The sequence below is a fragment of the Escherichia sp. AM3 genome, from assembly GCF_032029835.1.
GTDB lineage: Bacteria > Pseudomonadota > Gammaproteobacteria > Enterobacterales > Enterobacteriaceae > Escherichia > Escherichia coli.
Map to the genome: position 1 here is coordinate 20,953 of NZ_JAVUPQ010000011.1, position 17,215 is coordinate 38,167.

Annotated in this window: 13 protein-coding genes and 1 pseudogene; 7 read left to right on the top strand and 7 right to left on the bottom strand. The window is 50.1% G+C overall.

Annotated elements, in window-relative coordinates; genetic code table 11:
* The first annotated feature begins 160 nt into the window (after window positions 1-160).
* Complete coding sequence (locus RTW80_RS07095) at window positions 161-1,543, top strand: amino acid permease (protein ID WP_000412379.1); 1,383 nt, start codon at window positions 161-163, stop codon at window positions 1,541-1,543.
* 36 nt (window positions 1,544-1,579) lie between these two features.
* A complete protein-coding gene (gene folM / locus RTW80_RS07100) occupies window positions 1,580-2,302 on the top strand; it encodes a dihydromonapterin reductase (RefSeq protein ID WP_000520804.1) in 723 nt (240 codons plus the stop codon).
* Here folM and RTW80_RS07105 read toward each other — a convergent pair.
* Entirely contained in the window at window positions 2,299-2,634 is a 336-nt protein-coding gene (locus tag RTW80_RS07105) for a GlpM family protein (protein WP_000524868.1), read from the bottom strand. The genes folM and RTW80_RS07105 overlap by 4 nt on opposite strands.
* 128 nt (window positions 2,635-2,762) lie before the next feature.
* Here RTW80_RS07105 and rstA point away from each other — a divergent pair, with 128 nt between their 5' ends.
* The 3 genes from rstA (at window position 2,763) to tus (ending at window position 5,792) form a co-directional block, all read left to right on the top strand.
* Complete coding sequence (gene rstA / locus RTW80_RS07110) at window positions 2,763-3,482, top strand: two-component system response regulator RstA (protein ID WP_001092508.1); 720 nt, start codon at window positions 2,763-2,765, stop codon at window positions 3,480-3,482.
* 3 nt (window positions 3,483-3,485) lie between these two features.
* Window positions 3,486-4,787, top strand: coding sequence for a two-component system sensor histidine kinase RstB (gene rstB / locus RTW80_RS07115; protein ID WP_063119285.1), 1,302 nt, complete (start codon window positions 3,486-3,488; stop codon window positions 4,785-4,787).
* Between the two features lie 75 nt (window positions 4,788-4,862).
* Window positions 4,863-5,792 (top strand): DNA replication terminus site-binding protein, encoded by a 930-nt coding sequence (gene tus, locus RTW80_RS07120; RefSeq protein WP_001295399.1) that lies wholly within the window; start codon window positions 4,863-4,865, stop codon window positions 5,790-5,792.
* Here tus and fumC read toward each other — a convergent pair.
* A complete protein-coding gene (gene fumC, locus RTW80_RS07125; protein ID WP_001099115.1) occupies window positions 5,789-7,192 on the bottom strand; it encodes a class II fumarate hydratase in 1,404 nt (467 codons plus the stop codon). The genes tus and fumC overlap by 4 nt on opposite strands.
* A 142-nt stretch (window positions 7,193-7,334) precedes the next feature.
* Window positions 7,335-8,981 (bottom strand): class I fumarate hydratase, encoded by a 1,647-nt coding sequence (gene fumB, locus RTW80_RS07130; protein ID WP_032247481.1) that lies wholly within the window; start codon window positions 8,979-8,981, stop codon window positions 7,335-7,337.
* Window positions 8,982-9,179: 198 nt separating this feature from the next.
* Between fumB and manA the strand changes: the two genes are divergently transcribed.
* Window positions 9,180-10,355: a mannose-6-phosphate isomerase gene (gene manA, locus RTW80_RS07135; protein WP_001170683.1), complete on the top strand. Its 1,176-nt coding sequence runs from the start codon at window positions 9,180-9,182 to the stop codon at window positions 10,353-10,355.
* A gap of 100 nt (window positions 10,356-10,455) precedes the next feature.
* Complete coding sequence (locus tag RTW80_RS07140) at window positions 10,456-11,964, top strand: YdgA family protein (protein ID WP_001043342.1); 1,509 nt, start codon at window positions 10,456-10,458, stop codon at window positions 11,962-11,964.
* Between the two features lie 44 nt (window positions 11,965-12,008).
* Here RTW80_RS07140 and uidC read toward each other — a convergent pair whose 3' ends face one another.
* The 4 genes and pseudogenes from uidC to uidR all read right to left on the bottom strand — a co-directional run bounded on the left by uidC (window position 12,009) and on the right by uidR (window position 17,173).
* The gene (gene uidC / locus RTW80_RS07145) at window positions 12,009-13,274 is read right to left on the bottom strand and encodes a glucuronide uptake porin UidC (protein WP_312718763.1); all 1,266 of its coding nucleotides are present in this window, start codon (window positions 13,272-13,274) and stop codon (window positions 12,009-12,011) included.
* A 38-nt stretch (window positions 13,275-13,312) separates the two neighbouring features.
* On the bottom strand, window positions 13,313-14,686 hold the full coding sequence (gene uidB / locus RTW80_RS07150; RefSeq protein WP_001075863.1) for a glucuronide transporter: 1,374 nt from the start codon (window positions 14,684-14,686) through the stop codon (window positions 13,313-13,315).
* A pseudogene (gene uidA / locus RTW80_RS07155) lies at window positions 14,683-16,192 on the bottom strand (beta-glucuronidase). Before uidA ends, uidB begins: the two are co-directional and overlap by 4 nt.
* 390 nt (window positions 16,193-16,582) lie before the next feature.
* The gene (gene uidR, locus RTW80_RS07160; protein ID WP_000969092.1) at window positions 16,583-17,173 is read right to left on the bottom strand and encodes a DNA-binding transcriptional regulator UidR; all 591 of its coding nucleotides are present in this window, start codon (window positions 17,171-17,173) and stop codon (window positions 16,583-16,585) included.
* Window positions 17,174-17,215: the final 42 nt, after the last annotated feature.

Below are 17,215 nucleotides of genomic sequence, written 5' to 3' on the forward strand. Positions count from 1 at the left end.
CTTGATGCCGCCTTTCGCATTTTTAGTCACAAATTTCCCCGCGACCATTGCATGCAGACACATCTCTTCGTAAAATCCCGCGCTTCAGTGGCAAACTCCATTTTTATGCGTTTTGCCCTAATATTTATTCTTCTTATCACGTTTTAATCACTGGATATCGATGGAAAAGAAACTGGGACTGAGCGCACTCACCGCGCTGGTATTAAGCTCAATGCTGGGCGCGGGTGTTTTCAGTCTGCCGCAAAATATGGCGGCAGTTGCCAGCCCGGCAGCACTGCTCATCGGCTGGGGTATTACTGGCGCTGGCATTTTATTGCTGGCCTTTGCCATGCTGATCCTCACGCGCATTCGTCCCGAACTTGACGGCGGTATCTTTACCTATGCCCGCGAAGGGTTTGGCGAGCTAATCGGCTTTTGTTCCGCATGGGGATACTGGCTGTGCGCAGTCATCGCCAACGTCTCCTATCTGGTGATCGTTTTTTCCGCGTTAAGCTTTTTTACGGACACGCCGGAATTGCGCCTGTTTGGCGATGGTAATACCTGGCAATCGATAGTCGGTGCATCGGCTTTATTGTGGATTGTTCACTTTTTGATCCTGCGCGGGGTGCAAACCGCTGCCAGCATTAACCTGGTGGCGACACTGGCAAAATTGTTGCCGCTGGGTCTGTTTGTTGTGCTGGCGATGATGATGTTCAAACTGGATACCTTCAAGCTCGACTTCACCGGACTTGCACTTGGCGTACCCGTTTGGGAACAGGTGAAAAACACCATGCTGATCACCCTGTGGGTTTTCATTGGTGTGGAAGGTGCCGTGGTTGTTTCTGCGCGTGCGCGTAATAAACGTGATGTTGGCAAAGCGACACTGCTGGCGGTTCTCTCCGCTCTGGGCGTTTACTTGCTGGTAACGCTGCTTTCGCTGGGTGTGGTGGCACGTCCTGAACTGGCTGAAATTCGTAACCCGTCAATGGCCGGTCTGATGGTGGAAATGATGGGACCATGGGGCGAAATCATCATCGCTGCCGGTTTGATCGTTTCCGTTTGCGGCGCGTACTTAAGCTGGACCATCATGGCAGCAGAAGTACCGTTCCTGGCCGCCACTCATAAAGCATTCCCGCGCATTTTTGCGCGCCAGAACGCACAAGCTGCGCCATCCGCCTCACTGTGGTTGACCAACATCTGCGTGCAAATTTGTCTGGTACTCATCTGGCTGACCGGTTCCGATTACAACACGTTGCTGACCATCGCCTCAGAAATGATTCTGGTGCCCTATTTCCTGGTCGGCGCGTTCTTGCTGAAAATCGCAACCCGTCCACTGCATAAAGCGGTAGGTGTCGGTGCCTGCATTTATGGCTTATGGTTATTGTACGCCTCTGGTCCAATGCACTTGCTGTTATCCGTTGTTCTGTATGCACCGGGGCTGCTGGTTTTCCTGTACGCGCGCAAAACGCATACCCATGATAATGTACTGAACCGTCAGGAAATGGTGCTGATTGGCATGCTGTTAATTGCCTCAGTTCCGGCGACCTGGATGCTGGTGGGATAACGTTCATCCCATCGTTGGATAGCAAAGGAGATAACGATGGGTAAAACCCAGCCCTTGCCAATATTAATTACTGGCGGAGGTCGTCGCATCGGCCTCGCCCTCGCATGGCATTTCATTAATCAAAAGCAACCGGTGATTGTCAGCTATCGGACACACTATCCAGCCATTGATGGACTGATTAATGCAGGTGCGCAGTGTATTCAGGCTGATTTTTCGACCAACGACGGTGTGATGGCGTTTGCCGATGAAGTACTAAAAAGCACCCATGGTCTGCGTGCTATTTTGCATAACGCCAGTGCGTGGATGGCGGAAAAACCGGGTGCGCCACTGGCCGACGTACTGGCTTGCATGATGCAGATCCACGTTAATACCCCATACCTGCTCAACCATGCGCTGGAAAGATTACTGCGTGGGCACGGACACGCCGCCAGCGATATCATTCACTTTACCGATTATGTGGTGGAGCGCGGTAGCGACAAACATATTGCGTATGCTGCAAGCAAAGCGGCACTGGATAATATGACCCGCTCGTTTGCCCGCAAGCTGGCACCGGAAGTGAAAGTGAATTCTATTGCGCCATCGCTGATCCTGTTTAATGAACATGATGATGCCGAATATCGACAACAGGCGCTGAATAAATCACTGATGAAAACCGCGCCTGGCGAGAAAGAAGTGATCGACCTGGTCGATTACTTACTTACCAGTTGCTTTGTCACCGGACGCAGTTTCCCACTTGATGGCGGCCGTCATCTGCGTTAATGCAGCTTTATCCAGCATATAATCAACACCCATGCGCTTATCCCCCAACACGCAACAGAACCAACAAAAGCGGCGGGCAAGCGCATCATTCCGGTGAAATACCACAGCGACACCAGGTAAACAAAATAGGGAATAATCGACCACATACTAAAAATGATGGTTGCGCGTAAGGCTTCAATGCCGCGTTCGCTGGCAACAATATAATGCGCGATAAGCGCAAAGGTCGGGAAAAGTGGAATCAGCCCGGCGATATAATAATTTTTCGTTTTTGCTAAAACACCAATCAACAGCACTACCAGCGCACCGAGCGCGGCTTTGATTACCAGCCCCATCTTTTTACCTTAACACTTCCATAACAAGTCATCAGTAGAATACCTGATGAAAACTTGTTTAGAAACGATTGATAGTAAGTAAAAACAGCGCGGTGTATTGTGACGTTTTTATATCTACCGTGAATGTTATGAACACTATCGTATTTGTGGAAGATGATGCGGAAGTCGGTTCACTGATTGCCGCGTACCTGGCAAAACATGATATGCAGGTTACCGTAGAGCCGCGCGGCGACCAGGCCGAAGAAACCATTTTGCGAGAAAATCCGGATTTGGTGTTACTCGACATCATGCTACCAGGCAAGGACGGCATGACCATTTGTCGTGATTTACGCGCAAAGTGGTCTGGACCGATTGTTCTTCTAACCTCTCTCGATAGCGATATGAACCACATCCTGGCACTGGAAATGGGTGCCTGCGACTATATTCTCAAAACGACGCCCCCTGCTGTTTTGCTAGCGCGTTTACGTTTGCATTTGCGTCAGAATGAGCAAGCCACACTGACCAAAGGTCTTCAGGAAACGTCTCTGACTCCCTACAAAGCCCTGCATTTCGGCACGTTGACCATCGATCCCATCAACCGCGTAGTCACCCTGGCTAACACTGAAATCTCGCTCTCGACAGCTGATTTCGAATTATTGTGGGAATTAGCTACCCATGCCGGGCAAATCATGGACCGCGATGCATTGCTGAAAAATTTACGCGGCGTCAGTTATGACGGACTGGATCGTAGCGTGGACGTGGCTATTTCGCGGTTAAGAAAAAAACTACTCGATAACGCCGCAGAACCTTATCGCATTAAAACCGTGCGTAACAAAGGCTATCTTTTTGCGCCTCATGCATGGGAATAAGCGATGAAAAAATTGTTTATCCAGTTTTACCTGTTATTGTTTGTCTGCTTCCTTGTGATGTCTCTGCTGGTTGGGCTGGTGTACAAATTTACCGCCGAACGCGCGGGCAAACAGTCGCTGGATGATTTGATGAACAGTTCGCTGTATCTGATGCGCAGCGAATTGCGTGAGATCCCCCCACACGACTGGGGTAAGACGCTGAAAGAGATGGATTTAAATCTCTCTTTCGATCTGCGTGTCGAGCCACTGAGTAAATACCATCTTGATGATATTTCCATGCACCGACTGCGTGGCGGCGAAATTGTCGCCCTGGACGATCAGTACACGTTTTTGCAGCGTATCCCGCGCAGCCACTACGTGCTGGCAGTTGGTCCTGTTCCTTATCTTTATTACCTCCATCAAATGCGATTGCTGGATATCGCCCTGATCGCTTTTATTGCTATTTCCCTCGCCTTTCCGGTGTTTATCTGGATGCGTCCGCACTGGCAGGATATGTTAAAACTGGAAGCAGCGGCGCAACGATTTGGCGATGGGCATCTCAATGAACGTATCCACTTTGATGAGGGTTCGAGCTTTGAACGACTTGGCGTCGCATTTAACCAGATGGCGGACAATATCAACGCCTTAATTGCCAGCAAAAAACAGCTTATTGACGGTATCGCTCACGAACTGCGAACACCGTTAGTGCGCCTGCGTTATCGACTGGAGATGAGCGATAACCTGAGCGCCGTCGAATCCCAGGCGTTGAATCGTGATATCAGTCAACTTGAAGCTTTAATTGAAGAGCTGCTGACTTATGCCCGACTCGATCGCCCACAAAACGAGCTTCATCTTAGCGAACCAGACCTGCCGTTGTGGCTGTCAACGCATCTGGCAGATATTCAGGCAGTAACGCCCGATAAAACGGTACGGATAAAAACGCTCATGCAAGGCCATTATGCGGCGTTGGATATGCGCTTAATGGAGCGCGTGCTGGATAATTTGCTCAATAACGCCCTGCGCTACTGCCATTCAACGGTTGAAACCAGCCTGCTACTGTCGGGGAATAAAGCGACATTAATTGTTGAGGATGATGGCTCAGGGATTGCCCCAGAAAACCGCGAACATATCTTTGAACCTTTTGTTCGCCTCGATCCCAGCCGGGGTCGCTCAACCGGCGGCTGCGGGCTGGGACTGGCAATTGTCCACTCTATAGCACTGGCAATGGGCGGTACGGTTAATTGTGGCACCAGCGAACTGGGTGGTGCCCGCTTCTCGTTTAGCTGGCCGTTATGGCATAACATCCCGCAATTTACCTCTGCTTGACACTACGCGCACGGTGGTCAAGTCACCACCACTGTGCTATAAATTAAGGATGTTGTAACTAAAGTGGTTAATATTATGGCGCGTTACGATCTCGTAGACCGACTCAACACTACTTTTCGCCAGATGGAACAAGAGCTGGCTGCATTTGCCGCTCATCTTGAGCAACACAAGCTATTGGTTGCCCGCGTGTTCTCTTTGCCGGAGGTAAAAAAAGAGGATGAGCATAATCCGCTTAATCGTATTGAGGTAAAACAACATCTCGGCAACGACGCGCAGTCGCTGGCGTTGCGTCATTTCCGCCATTTATTTATTCAACAACAGTCCGAAAATCGCAGCAGCAAGGCCGCTGTCCGTCTGCCTGGCGTGTTGTGTTACCAGGTCGATAACCTTTCGCAAGCAGCGTTGGTCAGTCATATTCAGCACATCAATAAACTCAAGACCACGTTCGAGCATATCGTCACGGTTGAATCAGAACTCCCCACCGCGGCACGTTTTGAATGGGTGCATCGTCATTTGCCGGGGCTGATCACCCTTAATGCTTACCGCACGCTCACCGTTCTGCACGACCCCGCCACTTTACGTTTTGGCTGGGCTAATAAACATATCATTAAAAATTTGCATCGTGATGAAGTCCTGGCACAGCTGGAAAAAAGCCTGAAATCACCACGCAGTGTCGCACCGTGGACGCGCGAGGAGTGGCAAAGAAAACTGGAGCGAGAGTATCAGGATATCGCTGCCCTGCCACAGAACGCGAAGTTAAAAATCAAACGTCCGGTGAAGGTGCAGCCGATTGCCCGCGTCTGGTACAAAGGAGATCAAAAACAAGTACAACACGCTTGCCCTACACCGCTTATTGCGCTGATTAATCGGGATAATGGCGCGGGCGTGCCGGATGTTGGGGAGTTGTTAAATTACGATGCCGACAATGTGCAACACCGTTATAAACCACAGGCGCAGCCGCTTCGTTTGATCATTCCCCGGCTGCACCTGTATGTTGCGGATTAACGCCCGGCTTTCATACTGCCGACCATCTGTTCTGGCCGTACCCAGCTGTCAAACTCGGCTTCGCTAAGATACCCCAGCGCAAGGGCCGCAGCTTTTAAGGTCAGCCCTTCTTTATGCGCTTTTTTGGCGATCTCCGCGGCTTTGTCATAACCAATGTGGGTGTTAAGCGCAGTCACCAGCATCAGCGATTCATTGAGTAATTGATTGATTCGCTCACGATTCGGTTCAATACCCACTGCGCAGTGTTTGTTAAAACTTTCCATGCCATCTGCCAGCAAGCGCACCGATTGCAGGAAATTGTGGATCACCATTGGACGGAAGACGTTCAGTTCAAAGTTACCGGAAGCGCCCCCCATGTTGATCGCCACGTCGTTCCCCATCACCTGACAGCAGAGCATGGTTAATGCCTCACACTGTGTTGGATTCACTTTCCCCGGCATGATTGAGCTGCCCGGCTCATTTTCCGGGATTGAGATTTCACCAATTCCGCAGCGCGGGCCAGAGGCCAGCCAGCGGACATCATTGGCGATTTTCATCAGTGACGCAGCCAACCCTTTCAACGCGCCGTGCGCCTGAACCAGAGCATCACAGGTCGCCAGCGCTTCAAATTTGTTCGGCGCGGTAACAAACGGTGCACAGGTAATGACTGCCAGTTCATCTGCTACGCGACGCGCATACTCCGGATGGGTATTTAGTCCAGTACCCACCGCTGTACCGCCAAGAGCCAGTTCCGCTACGTGAGGCAGGCTGTATTCGATATGTTTGAGATTATACTCGAGCATCGCTACCCAGCCGGAAATCTCCTGCCCCAGTGTTAGCGGCGTGGCGTCCTGCAAGTGGGTTCGACCGATTTTGACGATATCGGCAAATGCACGCGATTTTTCACTCAGCGTCTGTGTCAGGGTTTTAAGCTGCGGAATGAGTTGCTTGCGCAGCGCCAGCAGCGCCGCAACGTGCATCGCCGTCGGAAAGACATCGTTGGAACTTTGGCTTTTGTTCACGTCGTCGTTAGGGTGAACTTTACGTTCCATCCCGCGCACGCCGCCGAGTAATTCACTGGCCCGGTTAGCCAGCACTTCGTTCATGTTCATGTTACTTTGCGTGCCGGAGCCGGTCTGCCAGATAGCCAGCGGGAATTCGTCGTCATGCTGTCCTGCCAGTACTTCATCCGCCGCCTGCCGAATGGCGCTCGCTTTCTCTTCAGACAACAAGCCTAAATCTTCATTAACTTTTGCCGCTGCGCGCTTGGTTAGCGCCAGCGCATGAATCAGTGAGGTGGGCATTTTCTCCGTCGAAATGCGGAAATGCTCCAGCGAGCGTTGAGTTTGTGCGCCCCACAGCTTATCTGCCGGGACATCAATCGCCCCCATCGAATCTTTTTCGCTGCGTACTGTATTCATGGCCTGCTCCTCACCTGTTTAATTTTTTCTTTCTGTTTTGCTTTCGTTAAGCAACTTTTAGCTCACTTATTATTTACTATTTGATAACAAATGTTTGGTCTTTCGTGCCATGTAAAAAAACCGCCCCGAAGGGCGGCTCTGTTTATTTCACACAGCGAGTGCACTGTGTGAGTTGTATCTGCTGGAAGAAGTCATTTCCTTTATCATCCACAAGGATAAACGCCGGGAAATCTTCCACTTCAATTTTCCAGATGGCTTCCATTCCCAGTTCCGGATATTCAACACATTCCAGGCTCTTAATACTTCCCTGCGCCAATACAGCGGCCGGACCACCGATACTGCCAAGGTAGAAGCCGCCGTGTTTTTTACAGGCATCCGTCACCTGCTGGCTGCGGTTGCCTTTCGCCAGCATGATCATACTTCCGCCCTGCGCTTGCAGTTGATCGACATAAGAATCCATCCGTCCGGCGGTCGTTGGGCCAAGAGAACCGGAGGCATAACCTTCCGGCGTTTTGGCCGGACCCGCGTAGTAAATCGGATGATCTTTAATGTACTGCGGCAGCCCTTCACCGTTATCCATCCGCTCTTTCAGTTTGGCGTGAGCAATATCACGACCGACGATAATCGTGCCGTTAAGCGATAAGCGTGTAGAAACGGGATACTGCGACAACTGTGCGAGGATCTCTTTCATCGGACGGTTAAGGTCAACGCGCACCGCTTCGCCTTCTCCCGCTTTACGCAGCTCTTCAGGGATATATCTACCTGGATTATGTTCCAGTTTTTCGATCCAGATCCCCTGACGGTTGATCTTCGCTTTGATATTACGGTCAGCAGAGCAGGAAACACCCATACCAACCGGACAGGATGCGCCGTGACGTGGCAGGCGAATCACGCGTATGTCGTGAGCGAAGTATTTACCACCAAACTGCGCACCCAGACCGAGATTTTGCGCTTCGATCAGCAATTCTTTTTCCAGTTCCACATCGCGGAATGCCTGACCGTGCTCATTCCCTTCCGTTGGCAGTTCGTCATAGTATTTAGCGGAAGCCAGTTTCACTGTTTTAAGGTTAGTTTCTGCAGAAGTTCCACCAATTACGAACGCAATATGATACGGAGGACAGGCCGCCGTACCCAGCGTGCGCATCTTCTCAACCAGGTAATTTTTCAGTTTCCCCGGCGTTAGTAACGCTTTGGTTTCCTGATAGAGATACGTCTTGTTTGCCGAACCACCACCTTTGGCGATACAGAGGAATTTGTACTCGTCGCCATCAACGGCATAAAGATCGATCTGCGCTGGCAGATTGGTGCCGGTATTCACCTCTTTATACATATCCAGCGGCGCGTTTTGCGAGTAGCGCAAATTATCTTCGATATAAGTGTTATAGACACCGCGCGCCAGCGCCGCTTCATCACAGCCACCGGTCCATACACGCTGCCCTTTTTTACCAACAATAATCGCAGTGCCGGTATCCTGACAGGTTGGCAGAACGCCTTTCGCCGCGATGTCGGAGTTACGCAGGAATTGCAGCGCCACATATTTATCATTTTCGCTGGCCTCCGGGTCACGCAGAATGTCGGCCACCTGTTGTTGGTGAGCCGGACGCAGCATAAACGACGCATCATGAAACGCCTGACGCGCCAACAGAGTTAACGCTTCGGGTGCGACTTTCAAAATCTCCTGCCCTTCAAATTCAGATACGCTAACGTGTTCGCTGGTTAGCAGGTAATACTCAGTATCATCTTTTTTGAGTGGAAAAGGAGCCTGATAATGAAAGGGTTTGTTTGACATTGTTCTCTCACTTACTGCCTGGTTTGGTTATGCTCTGGGCGGGTGTTCCGTTGCCCTGTTAAAAGCGAGTAACAATATCCTACACACTTTTTTAACAAAAACTGAGACTAGTACGACTTTTTGCGACTCCAGGTTACTTCCCGTAGGATTCTTGCTTTAATAGTGGGATTAATTTCCACATTAAAACAGGGATTGATCATGCAAAAACTCATTAACTCAGTGCAAAACTATGCCTGGGGCAGCAAAACGGCGTTGACTGAACTTTATGGTATGGAAAATCCGTCCAGCCAGCCGATGGCCGAGCTGTGGATGGGCGCACATCCGAAAAGCAGTTCACGAGTGCAGAATGCCGCCGGAGATATCGTTTCACTGCGTGATGTGATTGAGAGTGATAAATCGACTCTGCTCGGAGAGGCCGTTGCCAAACGCTTTGGCGAACTGCCTTTCCTGTTCAAAGTATTATGCGCAGCACAGCCGCTCTCCATTCAGGTTCATCCAAACAAACGCAATTCTGAAATCGGTTTTGCCAAAGAAAATGCCGCAGGTATCCCGATGGATGCCGCCGAGCGTAACTATAAAGATCCTAACCACAAGCCGGAGCTGGTTTTTGCGCTGACGCCTTTCCTTGCGATGAACGCGTTTCGTGAGTTTTCCGAGATTGTCTCCCTACTCCAGCCAGTCGCAGGTGCACATCCGGCAATTGCTCACTTTTTACAACAGCCTAATGCCGAACGTTTAAGCGAACTGTTCGCCAGCCTGTTGAATATGCAGGGTGAAGAAAAATCCCGCGCGCTGGCGATTTTAAAATCGGCGCTCGACAGTCAGCAGGGTGAACCGTGGCAAACGATTCGTTTAATTTCTGAATTTTACCCGGAAGACAGCGGCCTGTTCTCCCCGCTGTTACTGAATGTGGTGAAATTGAATCCTGGCGAAGCGATGTTCCTGTTCGCTGAAACACCGCACGCTTACCTGCAAGGCGTGGCGCTGGAAGTGATGGCGAACTCCGATAACGTGCTGCGTGCGGGTCTGACGCCTAAGTACATTGATATTCCGGAACTGGTTGCCAATGTGAAATTCGAAGCCAAACCGGCTAACCAGTTGTTGACCCAGCCGGTGAAACAAGGTGCAGAACTGGACTTCCCGATTCCAGTGGATGATTTTGCCTTCTCGCTGCATGACCTTAGTGATAAAGAAACCACCATTAGCCAGCAGAGTGCCGCCATTTTGTTCTGCGTCGAAGGCGATGCAACGTTGTGGAAAGGTTCTCAGCAGTTACAGCTTAAACCGGGTGAATCAGCGTTTATTGCCGCCAACGAATCACCGGTGACTGTCAAAGGCCACGGCCGTTTAGCGCGTGTTTACAACAAGCTGTAAGAGCTTACTGAAAAAATTAACATCTCTTGCTAAGCTTATTAAAGGCTTATAACACCTTCAGGCGGCCAGTCCGCCTGATTTCATTTTATGGATAATCATTATGAATAAATCGCTGGTAGCGGTAGGCGTCATTGTTGCGCTAGGCGTAGTCTGGACAGGCGGCGCATGGTATACAGGCAAGAAGATTGAAACCCATCTCGAAGACATGGTCGCGCAGGCGAACGCGCAACTCAAACTGACAGCTCCTGAATCCAACCTGGAAGTGAGTTATCAAAACTATCATCGCGGCGTATTCAGCAGCCAGTTGCAACTGTTGGTGAAACCCATTGCCGGGAAAGAAAATCCGTGGATTAAAAGCGGTCAGAGCGTCATCTTCAACGAATCGGTTGATCATGGTCCCTTCCCGCTTGCCCAGCTTAAAAAACTGAACCTGATCCCGTCGATGGCATCAATTCAAACCACGCTGGTTAATAACGAAGTAAGCAAACCACTGTTTGATATGGCAAAAGGTGAAACGCCTTTTGAGATTAACTCGCGCATTGGTTACAGCGGTGATTCCAGTTCCGATATTTCGCTCAAGCCACTGAATTACGAGCAAAAGGATGAAAAAGTCGCCTTTAGCGGCGGCGAGTTCCAGTTAAATGCTGACAGAGACGGCAAAGCCATCTCCCTTTCCGGGGAGGCGCAAAGTGGTCGGATAGACGCAGTTAACGAATACAACCAGAAAGTGCAGTTGACCTTTAATAATCTGAAAACCGACGGTTCCAGCACGCTGGCAAGTTTTGGTGAGCGCGTAGGAAACCAAAAACTGTCACTGGAAAAAATGACCATTTCAGTGGAAGGCAAAGAACTGGCACTGCTGGAAGGCATGGAGATCAGCGGTAAATCGGATCTGGTCAATGACGGTAAAACGATCAATAGCCAACTGGATTACTCGCTAAACAGCCTGAAGGTACAGAATCAGGATCTGGGCAGCGGCAAGCTGACTTTAAAAGTCGGCCAGATTGATGGTGAAGCCTGGCATCAGTTTAGCCAGCAATATAACGCGCAAACTCAGGCGCTGCTGGCACAGCCAGAAATTGCCAACAATCCCGAACTTTATCAGGAGAAAGTGACGGAAGCCTTCTTTAGCGCCCTGCCGCTGATGTTGAAAGGCGATCCGGTGATTACTATCGCGCCGCTAAGCTGGAAAAACAGTCAGGGTGAAAGTGCGCTGAATCTGTCGCTGTTCCTGAAAGATCCGGCAACGACTAAAGAAGCGCCGCAAACGCTGGCGCAGGAAGTAGATCGTTCGGTTAAATCTCTGGATGCGAAACTGACCATTCCGGTGGATATGGCAACTGAGTTTATGACTCAGGTAGCGAAGCTGGAAGGTTATCAGGAAGATCAAGCGAAAAAACTGGCGAAACAGCAAGTTGAAGGTGCATCAGCAATGGGGCAGATGTTCCGTCTGACCACCTTGCAGGACAATACCATCACCACCAGCCTGCAATATACTAACGGTCAGATAACGTTAAACGGGCAGAAAATGCCACTGGAAGATTTCGTTGGTATGTTTGCAATGCCGGCATTAAATGTTCCGGTCGTACCCGCTATTCCGCAGCAGTAATTCACAGACAAAACGCCGGAGATTTTTCTCTCCGGCGTTATTTTTTACTTCAGCATAAAGTCATACTGAATACTCATTTTCACATCCCAGTAATTCAGGCGATCGCCCAGCGTACTGCCATCGCGCTTTTCCCGCCCTTTATCGGCAGCAAGAAAGAAATTCATCCCTTGTAACGGCCCTTCGCTGACCCGATAGTTCATACCACCTAAGATACCCGTGCCTTCAATCCGCACATCTCGTTTACTGGATTCATAGCCGCGAGTCACAATCGGTGCAAATGTCAGCGTAAATTGCGGCGTTAAACGATAGTTGACGCCCAATTGCCAGGACTGCATTCCTTCACGGTTACGATCAAGACTTAATGAAAAGGGATAGCCAATGTCGGTATCCACCACGGCACCATTCATTGCATGGCGCAAATAACCACCACTGCCAAATACGCTTCCCCACGGCGCATTCCAGGTCAATTGTCCACTAACCAACGCCGTTTCATTGGGCTGGCTGGTATTACGACTTAAACCTTCGAGCTGCGCGTAAAAGCCGAGCAACTCCCCTTTCAACGTATAATTCGGGTCGAGCGGTATGCTTTTCTCGAGAATACTTTGCATCTGATTGGAAACATCTTTCTGTACCGATGCCCCCAGAGAATAGCGACTGGTATCATCATGCCAACTGGCGGCTAAAAAAGAACGTGCGCGATGTTTATCGTATTTTCCCGTCTGGCTGTTATACACCCCTTCATCACGAATACCGGTTGTTGAATCAGTCCATAAAAATACTCGTGAACGCCACATTCCCCACAGATCAATATTTGGTGTTAAAGCCCAATAACCTAATGCTCCTTCAGAAACTGTCGGTAATGTACGTTGCGAACTGCCAGCCATTAACGGAATACGATAAGGTAAGCTACCATAACTATAATCCGTCCCGAAGCGACCTAATTTAAGCAGGCTATTTTCACTGGGTTTTATTTTTACTGCCCCCAGAGCAAAGCCAAAACTTTTATCACCATCAAGATACCACCGGGTACTCATATCAGCACGAGCACCTAATTTATAAACATAATACGCCCCGCCTTCAACGCCAATAATATTGGAATAATAACCACTATTGAAATCGAGCAATCCTCCCTGTACCCATGCGTAAATATCTCTTCCCGCGCCAGCACTGGGCTTATCCGCCCTGCGCAATTCGTTTTTCAGTCTGATGCGTAGTCCCGCTTCATCGTCAGCCAGTTGCGCCGCATAAGCAGAGGTAAGGCCAGAGGCAGCCGTCAGGCAAATAACGGCCATGGCCACTATTTTTCTCATAGTTGCACCTTTGATGTTCTGATTATTTTTATTGAATATTAATTAGTGATATCGCTGATTAATTGCTGCTGCACTTTTTTACGATTATCAATTTCAACCACGATTTCTTTGAATTTTTTATCCGTGAGCGGATAAAACCAGATAATAACGAATGCCAGTAGCATAAATCCGCAAGGTACTAAGGCAATTGATGTGCGGATGCCCATAATAACTTCCGGCGTTTGCACCTGATTGGCGATATATCCGCTTAACCCCAAAATAAAGGCAGGAATTGAACCTCCGATTGCCTGACCGCATTTACGGGTAAATGAGAATAGTGAATAGGTGAGCCCTTCAATTCGCACGCCGGTCAGGTATTCACCGTATTCTACGGTATCAGCTTCCAGCGCCCACATCACGGTCATGGTAACGCCCTGACCAATTGAAGCGATGGCCAACGCAACCAACGCCACCGGCAGTGACCAGACGGAAACCCAGAAGAACAGCAGATAACCGCAGGTTCCCAGCAAAGCGCCAATCAGGAAGGTATTCTTTTTACCGATCCTCGCGACCATCCCCGGCACCAGCGGTGCCGATGCCACAGTACCAACCAGGTTTTGCACCAGTACCAGCACAGTGAACAGCCCGGTATCATTTAACACATAGCGCACGTAGAACAACGACGAGGCGCTGACCGCAAAGGTCGAAATCAGCACACACAGCGCACCGATGCACAACATAAACAGCGGGCGATTCCGTTTCAGGGTTTGCAGACTGATATTCAATGACGGCTGCGCAACGATACGTACCACATTCTCACGCGTCGATTTGAAGCAGATGAAGTAAAGCACCATTCCGGCAATCGCCAGCACAATTGTCCAGAAATGGTATACCGACACCATCTCTTCCGGGCTGGAGTTCTTAATGCTCGGTCCTATCAGAAATGCCAGGCAGACAAAGGTCAATGAAGCGGCAATCCCACGAGCCGCGCCCAGACGGGCGCGGGATTGTGGTTGTTGGGTCATCGCGGTAGCAAGTGAACCATAAGGAATATTCACCAGGCTGTAGCAAAGCCCGAGGCCCATGTAGGTCAAATATGCATACACCACTTTGCTACCATGGCTCCAGTCGGTCGGCACCCAGAATACCAGCACGCTGAAGATCATTAACGGCGCAGTACCGAAGAGTAAAAACGGGCGGAATTTTCCCCAGCGGGTATTCACACTGTCCACCACTCGTCCGGCAAAGACGTCGGCGAAGGCATCGAATACCCGCACCAGTAACAGCATGGTGCCCGCCGCAGCGGCACCGACGCCAGCGACGTCGGTGTAGTAACTCAACAGGAAGAGCGCTCCCATTGCGAAGGCGAAGTTATTGGCGACGTCACCGAGGCTGTAGCCGACGATGGTGCGCCAGGAGAGTTGTTGATTCATTGTTTGCCTCCCTGCTGCGGTTTTTCACCGAAGTTCATGCCAGTCCAGCGTTTTTGCAGCAGAAAAGCCGCCGACTTCGGTTTGCGGTCGCGAGTGAAGATCCCTTTCTTGTTACCGCCAACGCGCAATATGCCTTGCGAGGTCGCAAAATCGGCGAAATTCCATACCTGTTCACCGACGACGGCGCTGACGCGTCGGGTCGAGTTTACGCGTTGCTTCCGCCAGTGGCGCGAAATATTCCCGTGCACCTTGCGGACGGGTATCCGGTTCGTTGGCAATACTCCACATCACCACGCTTGGGTGGTTTTTGTCACGCGCTATCAGCTCTTTAATCGCCTGTAAGTGCGCTTGCTGAGTTTCCCCGTTGACTGCCTCTTCGCTGTACAGTTCTTTCGGCTTGTTGCCCGCTTCGAAACCAATGCCTAAAGAGAGGTTAAAGCCGACAGCAGCAGTTTCATCAATCACCACGATGCCATGTTCATCTGCCCAGTCGAGCATCTCTTCAGCGTAAGGGTAATGCGAGGTACGGTAGGAGTTGGCCCCAATCCAGTCCATTAATGCGTGGTCGTGCACCATCAGCACGTTATCGAATCCTTTGCCACGCAAGTCCGCATCTTCATGACGACCAAAACCCGTAAAGTAGAACGGTTTGTGGTTAATCAGGAACTGTTCGCCCTTCACTGCCACTGACCGGATGCCGACGCGAAGCGGGTAGATATCATACTCTGTCTGGCTTTTGGCTGTGACGCACAGTTCATAGAGATAACCTTCACCCGGTTGCCAGAGGTGCGGATTCACCACTTGCAAAGTCCCGCTAGTGCCTTGTCCAGTTGCAACCACCTGTTGATCCGCATCACGCAGTTCAACGCTGACATCACCATTGGTCACCACCTGCCAGTCAACAGACGCGTGGTTACAGTCTTGCGCGACATGCGTCACCACGGTGATATCGTCCACCCAGGTGTTCGGCGTGGTGTAGAGCATTACGCTGCGATGGATCCCGGCATAGTTAAAGAAATCATGGAAGTAAGACTGCTTTTTCTTGCCGTTTTCGTCGGTAATCACCATTCCCGGCGGGATAGTCTGCCAGTTCAGTTCGTTGTTCACACAAACGGTGATACGTACACTTTTCCCGGCAATAACATACGGCGTGACATCGGCTTCAAATGGCGTATAGCCGCCCTGATGCTCCATCACTTCCTGATTATTGACCCACACTTTGCCGTAATGAGTGACCGCATCGAAACGCAGCACGATACGCTGGCCTGCCCAACCTTTCGGTATAAAGACTTCGCGCTGATACCAGACGTTGCCCGCATAATTACGAATATCTGCATCGGCGAACTGATCGTTAAAACTGCCTGGCACAGCAATTGCCCGGCTTTCTTGTAACGCGCTTTCCCACCAACGCTGATCAATTCCACAGTTTTCGCGATCCAGACTGAATGCCCACAGGCCATCGAGTTTTTTGATTTCACGGGTTGGGGTTTCTACAGGACGTAACATAAGGGACTCCTCATTAAGATAATAATACTGGTCAACCTTTAATCTGATTAGTTAACCAATTCTGTGTTGCACACAGTTATCTGTGAGAAACCCATGGAAGAGAAATGGAAATAAAAAGAACTGACACCGCGATCAAAAAACCAAAAACTGCAATACCCACAGCGTGATATAGATCGCATTAATCTTTAAAACAGCGTTGACAGAAGCCATAAAATAAGCAACCGAACGTTCGTTCGAGCGTATTGGGAACGATAAACTCTCATGACATATGGCTACAGTGAATATTTTGGGGGGAATTCTCCGAAGCCGGGAAGGATAATTTTTGCACAGAGAAATTACGATATGAAACGCGGGCACAGTTATCACCAGCCCGCCGAAAAAGAGAGAGAATCAGGATGCGGTTAAGATACCGCCAATCATCGCGCGTAATCCCTGAGCAAACGACGCTTCACGCGCCAGGTCTTCCGCTTCGATATCGGCCAGTACACCGTAGGTCAGATCCAGCAGTAAACGTGAAGTCATTGCCGTGTTGATGTCTGGGCTTATCTCGCCTTTTTGCTGGGCATCACGCATCCGCTGGGCAACAAATTCCGTGATCGTCATATGCTTATTTTTAAGCATGGCGGCGACCTGTGGGTTACGCATCCCTTCCGCCATAATTTCAACCACCAGCGCCCGTTGTCCAAAGGCTTCATGGGTGAGAGAGACAATGGACTCGACCATATAGTCAACGAAATGAATCCCTTCAATCGGTTCCCGGAAACGGGCCAGCGCCCTCTCCTGGTCCTGTAAGATAATCGCCTGAATCAAGGCTTCTTTGGAGATGAAATGGTGATAGAGCGTCCCGGGACTAATGGCGCAAGATTTACAGATGGCTTTCATCGAGGCACTGTGAAATCCATTTTCTGAAAAAATCTCTCTGGCAGCATTGAGGATCCGGGTCCGTGTCGGTTGTGCTTCAGTCTGCATGTTATCCATCATTAAACCATTATAGTTAGCGTGAATAACTAGTTTACCGCGTTG

Bases quoted from the DNA above. Each gene is read 5' to 3' on its own strand.
- fumB (WP_032247481.1), bottom strand. From the start codon at position 8,981: ATGTCAAACAAACCCTTTCATTATCAGGCTCCTTTTCCACTCAAAAAA.
- RTW80_RS07140 (WP_001043342.1), top strand. From the start codon at position 10,456: ATGAATAAATCGCTGGTAGCGGTAGGCGTCATTGTTGCGCTAGGCGTA.
- RTW80_RS07105 (WP_000524868.1), bottom strand. From the start codon at position 2,634: ATGGGGCTGGTAATCAAAGCCGCGCTCGGTGCGCTGGTAGTGCTGTTG.
- manA (WP_001170683.1), top strand. From the start codon at position 9,180: ATGCAAAAACTCATTAACTCAGTGCAAAACTATGCCTGGGGCAGCAAA.
- uidC (WP_312718763.1), bottom strand. From the start codon at position 13,274: ATGAGAAAAATAGTGGCCATGGCCGTTATTTGCCTGACGGCTGCCTCT.
- tus (WP_001295399.1), top strand. From the start codon at position 4,863: ATGGCGCGTTACGATCTCGTAGACCGACTCAACACTACTTTTCGCCAG.
- fumC (WP_001099115.1), bottom strand. From the start codon at position 7,192: ATGAATACAGTACGCAGCGAAAAAGATTCGATGGGGGCGATTGATGTC.
- rstB (WP_063119285.1), top strand. From the start codon at position 3,486: ATGAAAAAATTGTTTATCCAGTTTTACCTGTTATTGTTTGTCTGCTTC.
- folM (WP_000520804.1), top strand. From the start codon at position 1,580: ATGGGTAAAACCCAGCCCTTGCCAATATTAATTACTGGCGGAGGTCGT.
- uidR (WP_000969092.1), bottom strand. From the start codon at position 17,173: ATGATGGATAACATGCAGACTGAAGCACAACCGACACGGACCCGGATC.
- RTW80_RS07095 (WP_000412379.1), top strand. From the start codon at position 161: ATGGAAAAGAAACTGGGACTGAGCGCACTCACCGCGCTGGTATTAAGC.
- uidB (WP_001075863.1), bottom strand. From the start codon at position 14,686: ATGAATCAACAACTCTCCTGGCGCACCATCGTCGGCTACAGCCTCGGT.
- rstA (WP_001092508.1), top strand. From the start codon at position 2,763: ATGAACACTATCGTATTTGTGGAAGATGATGCGGAAGTCGGTTCACTG.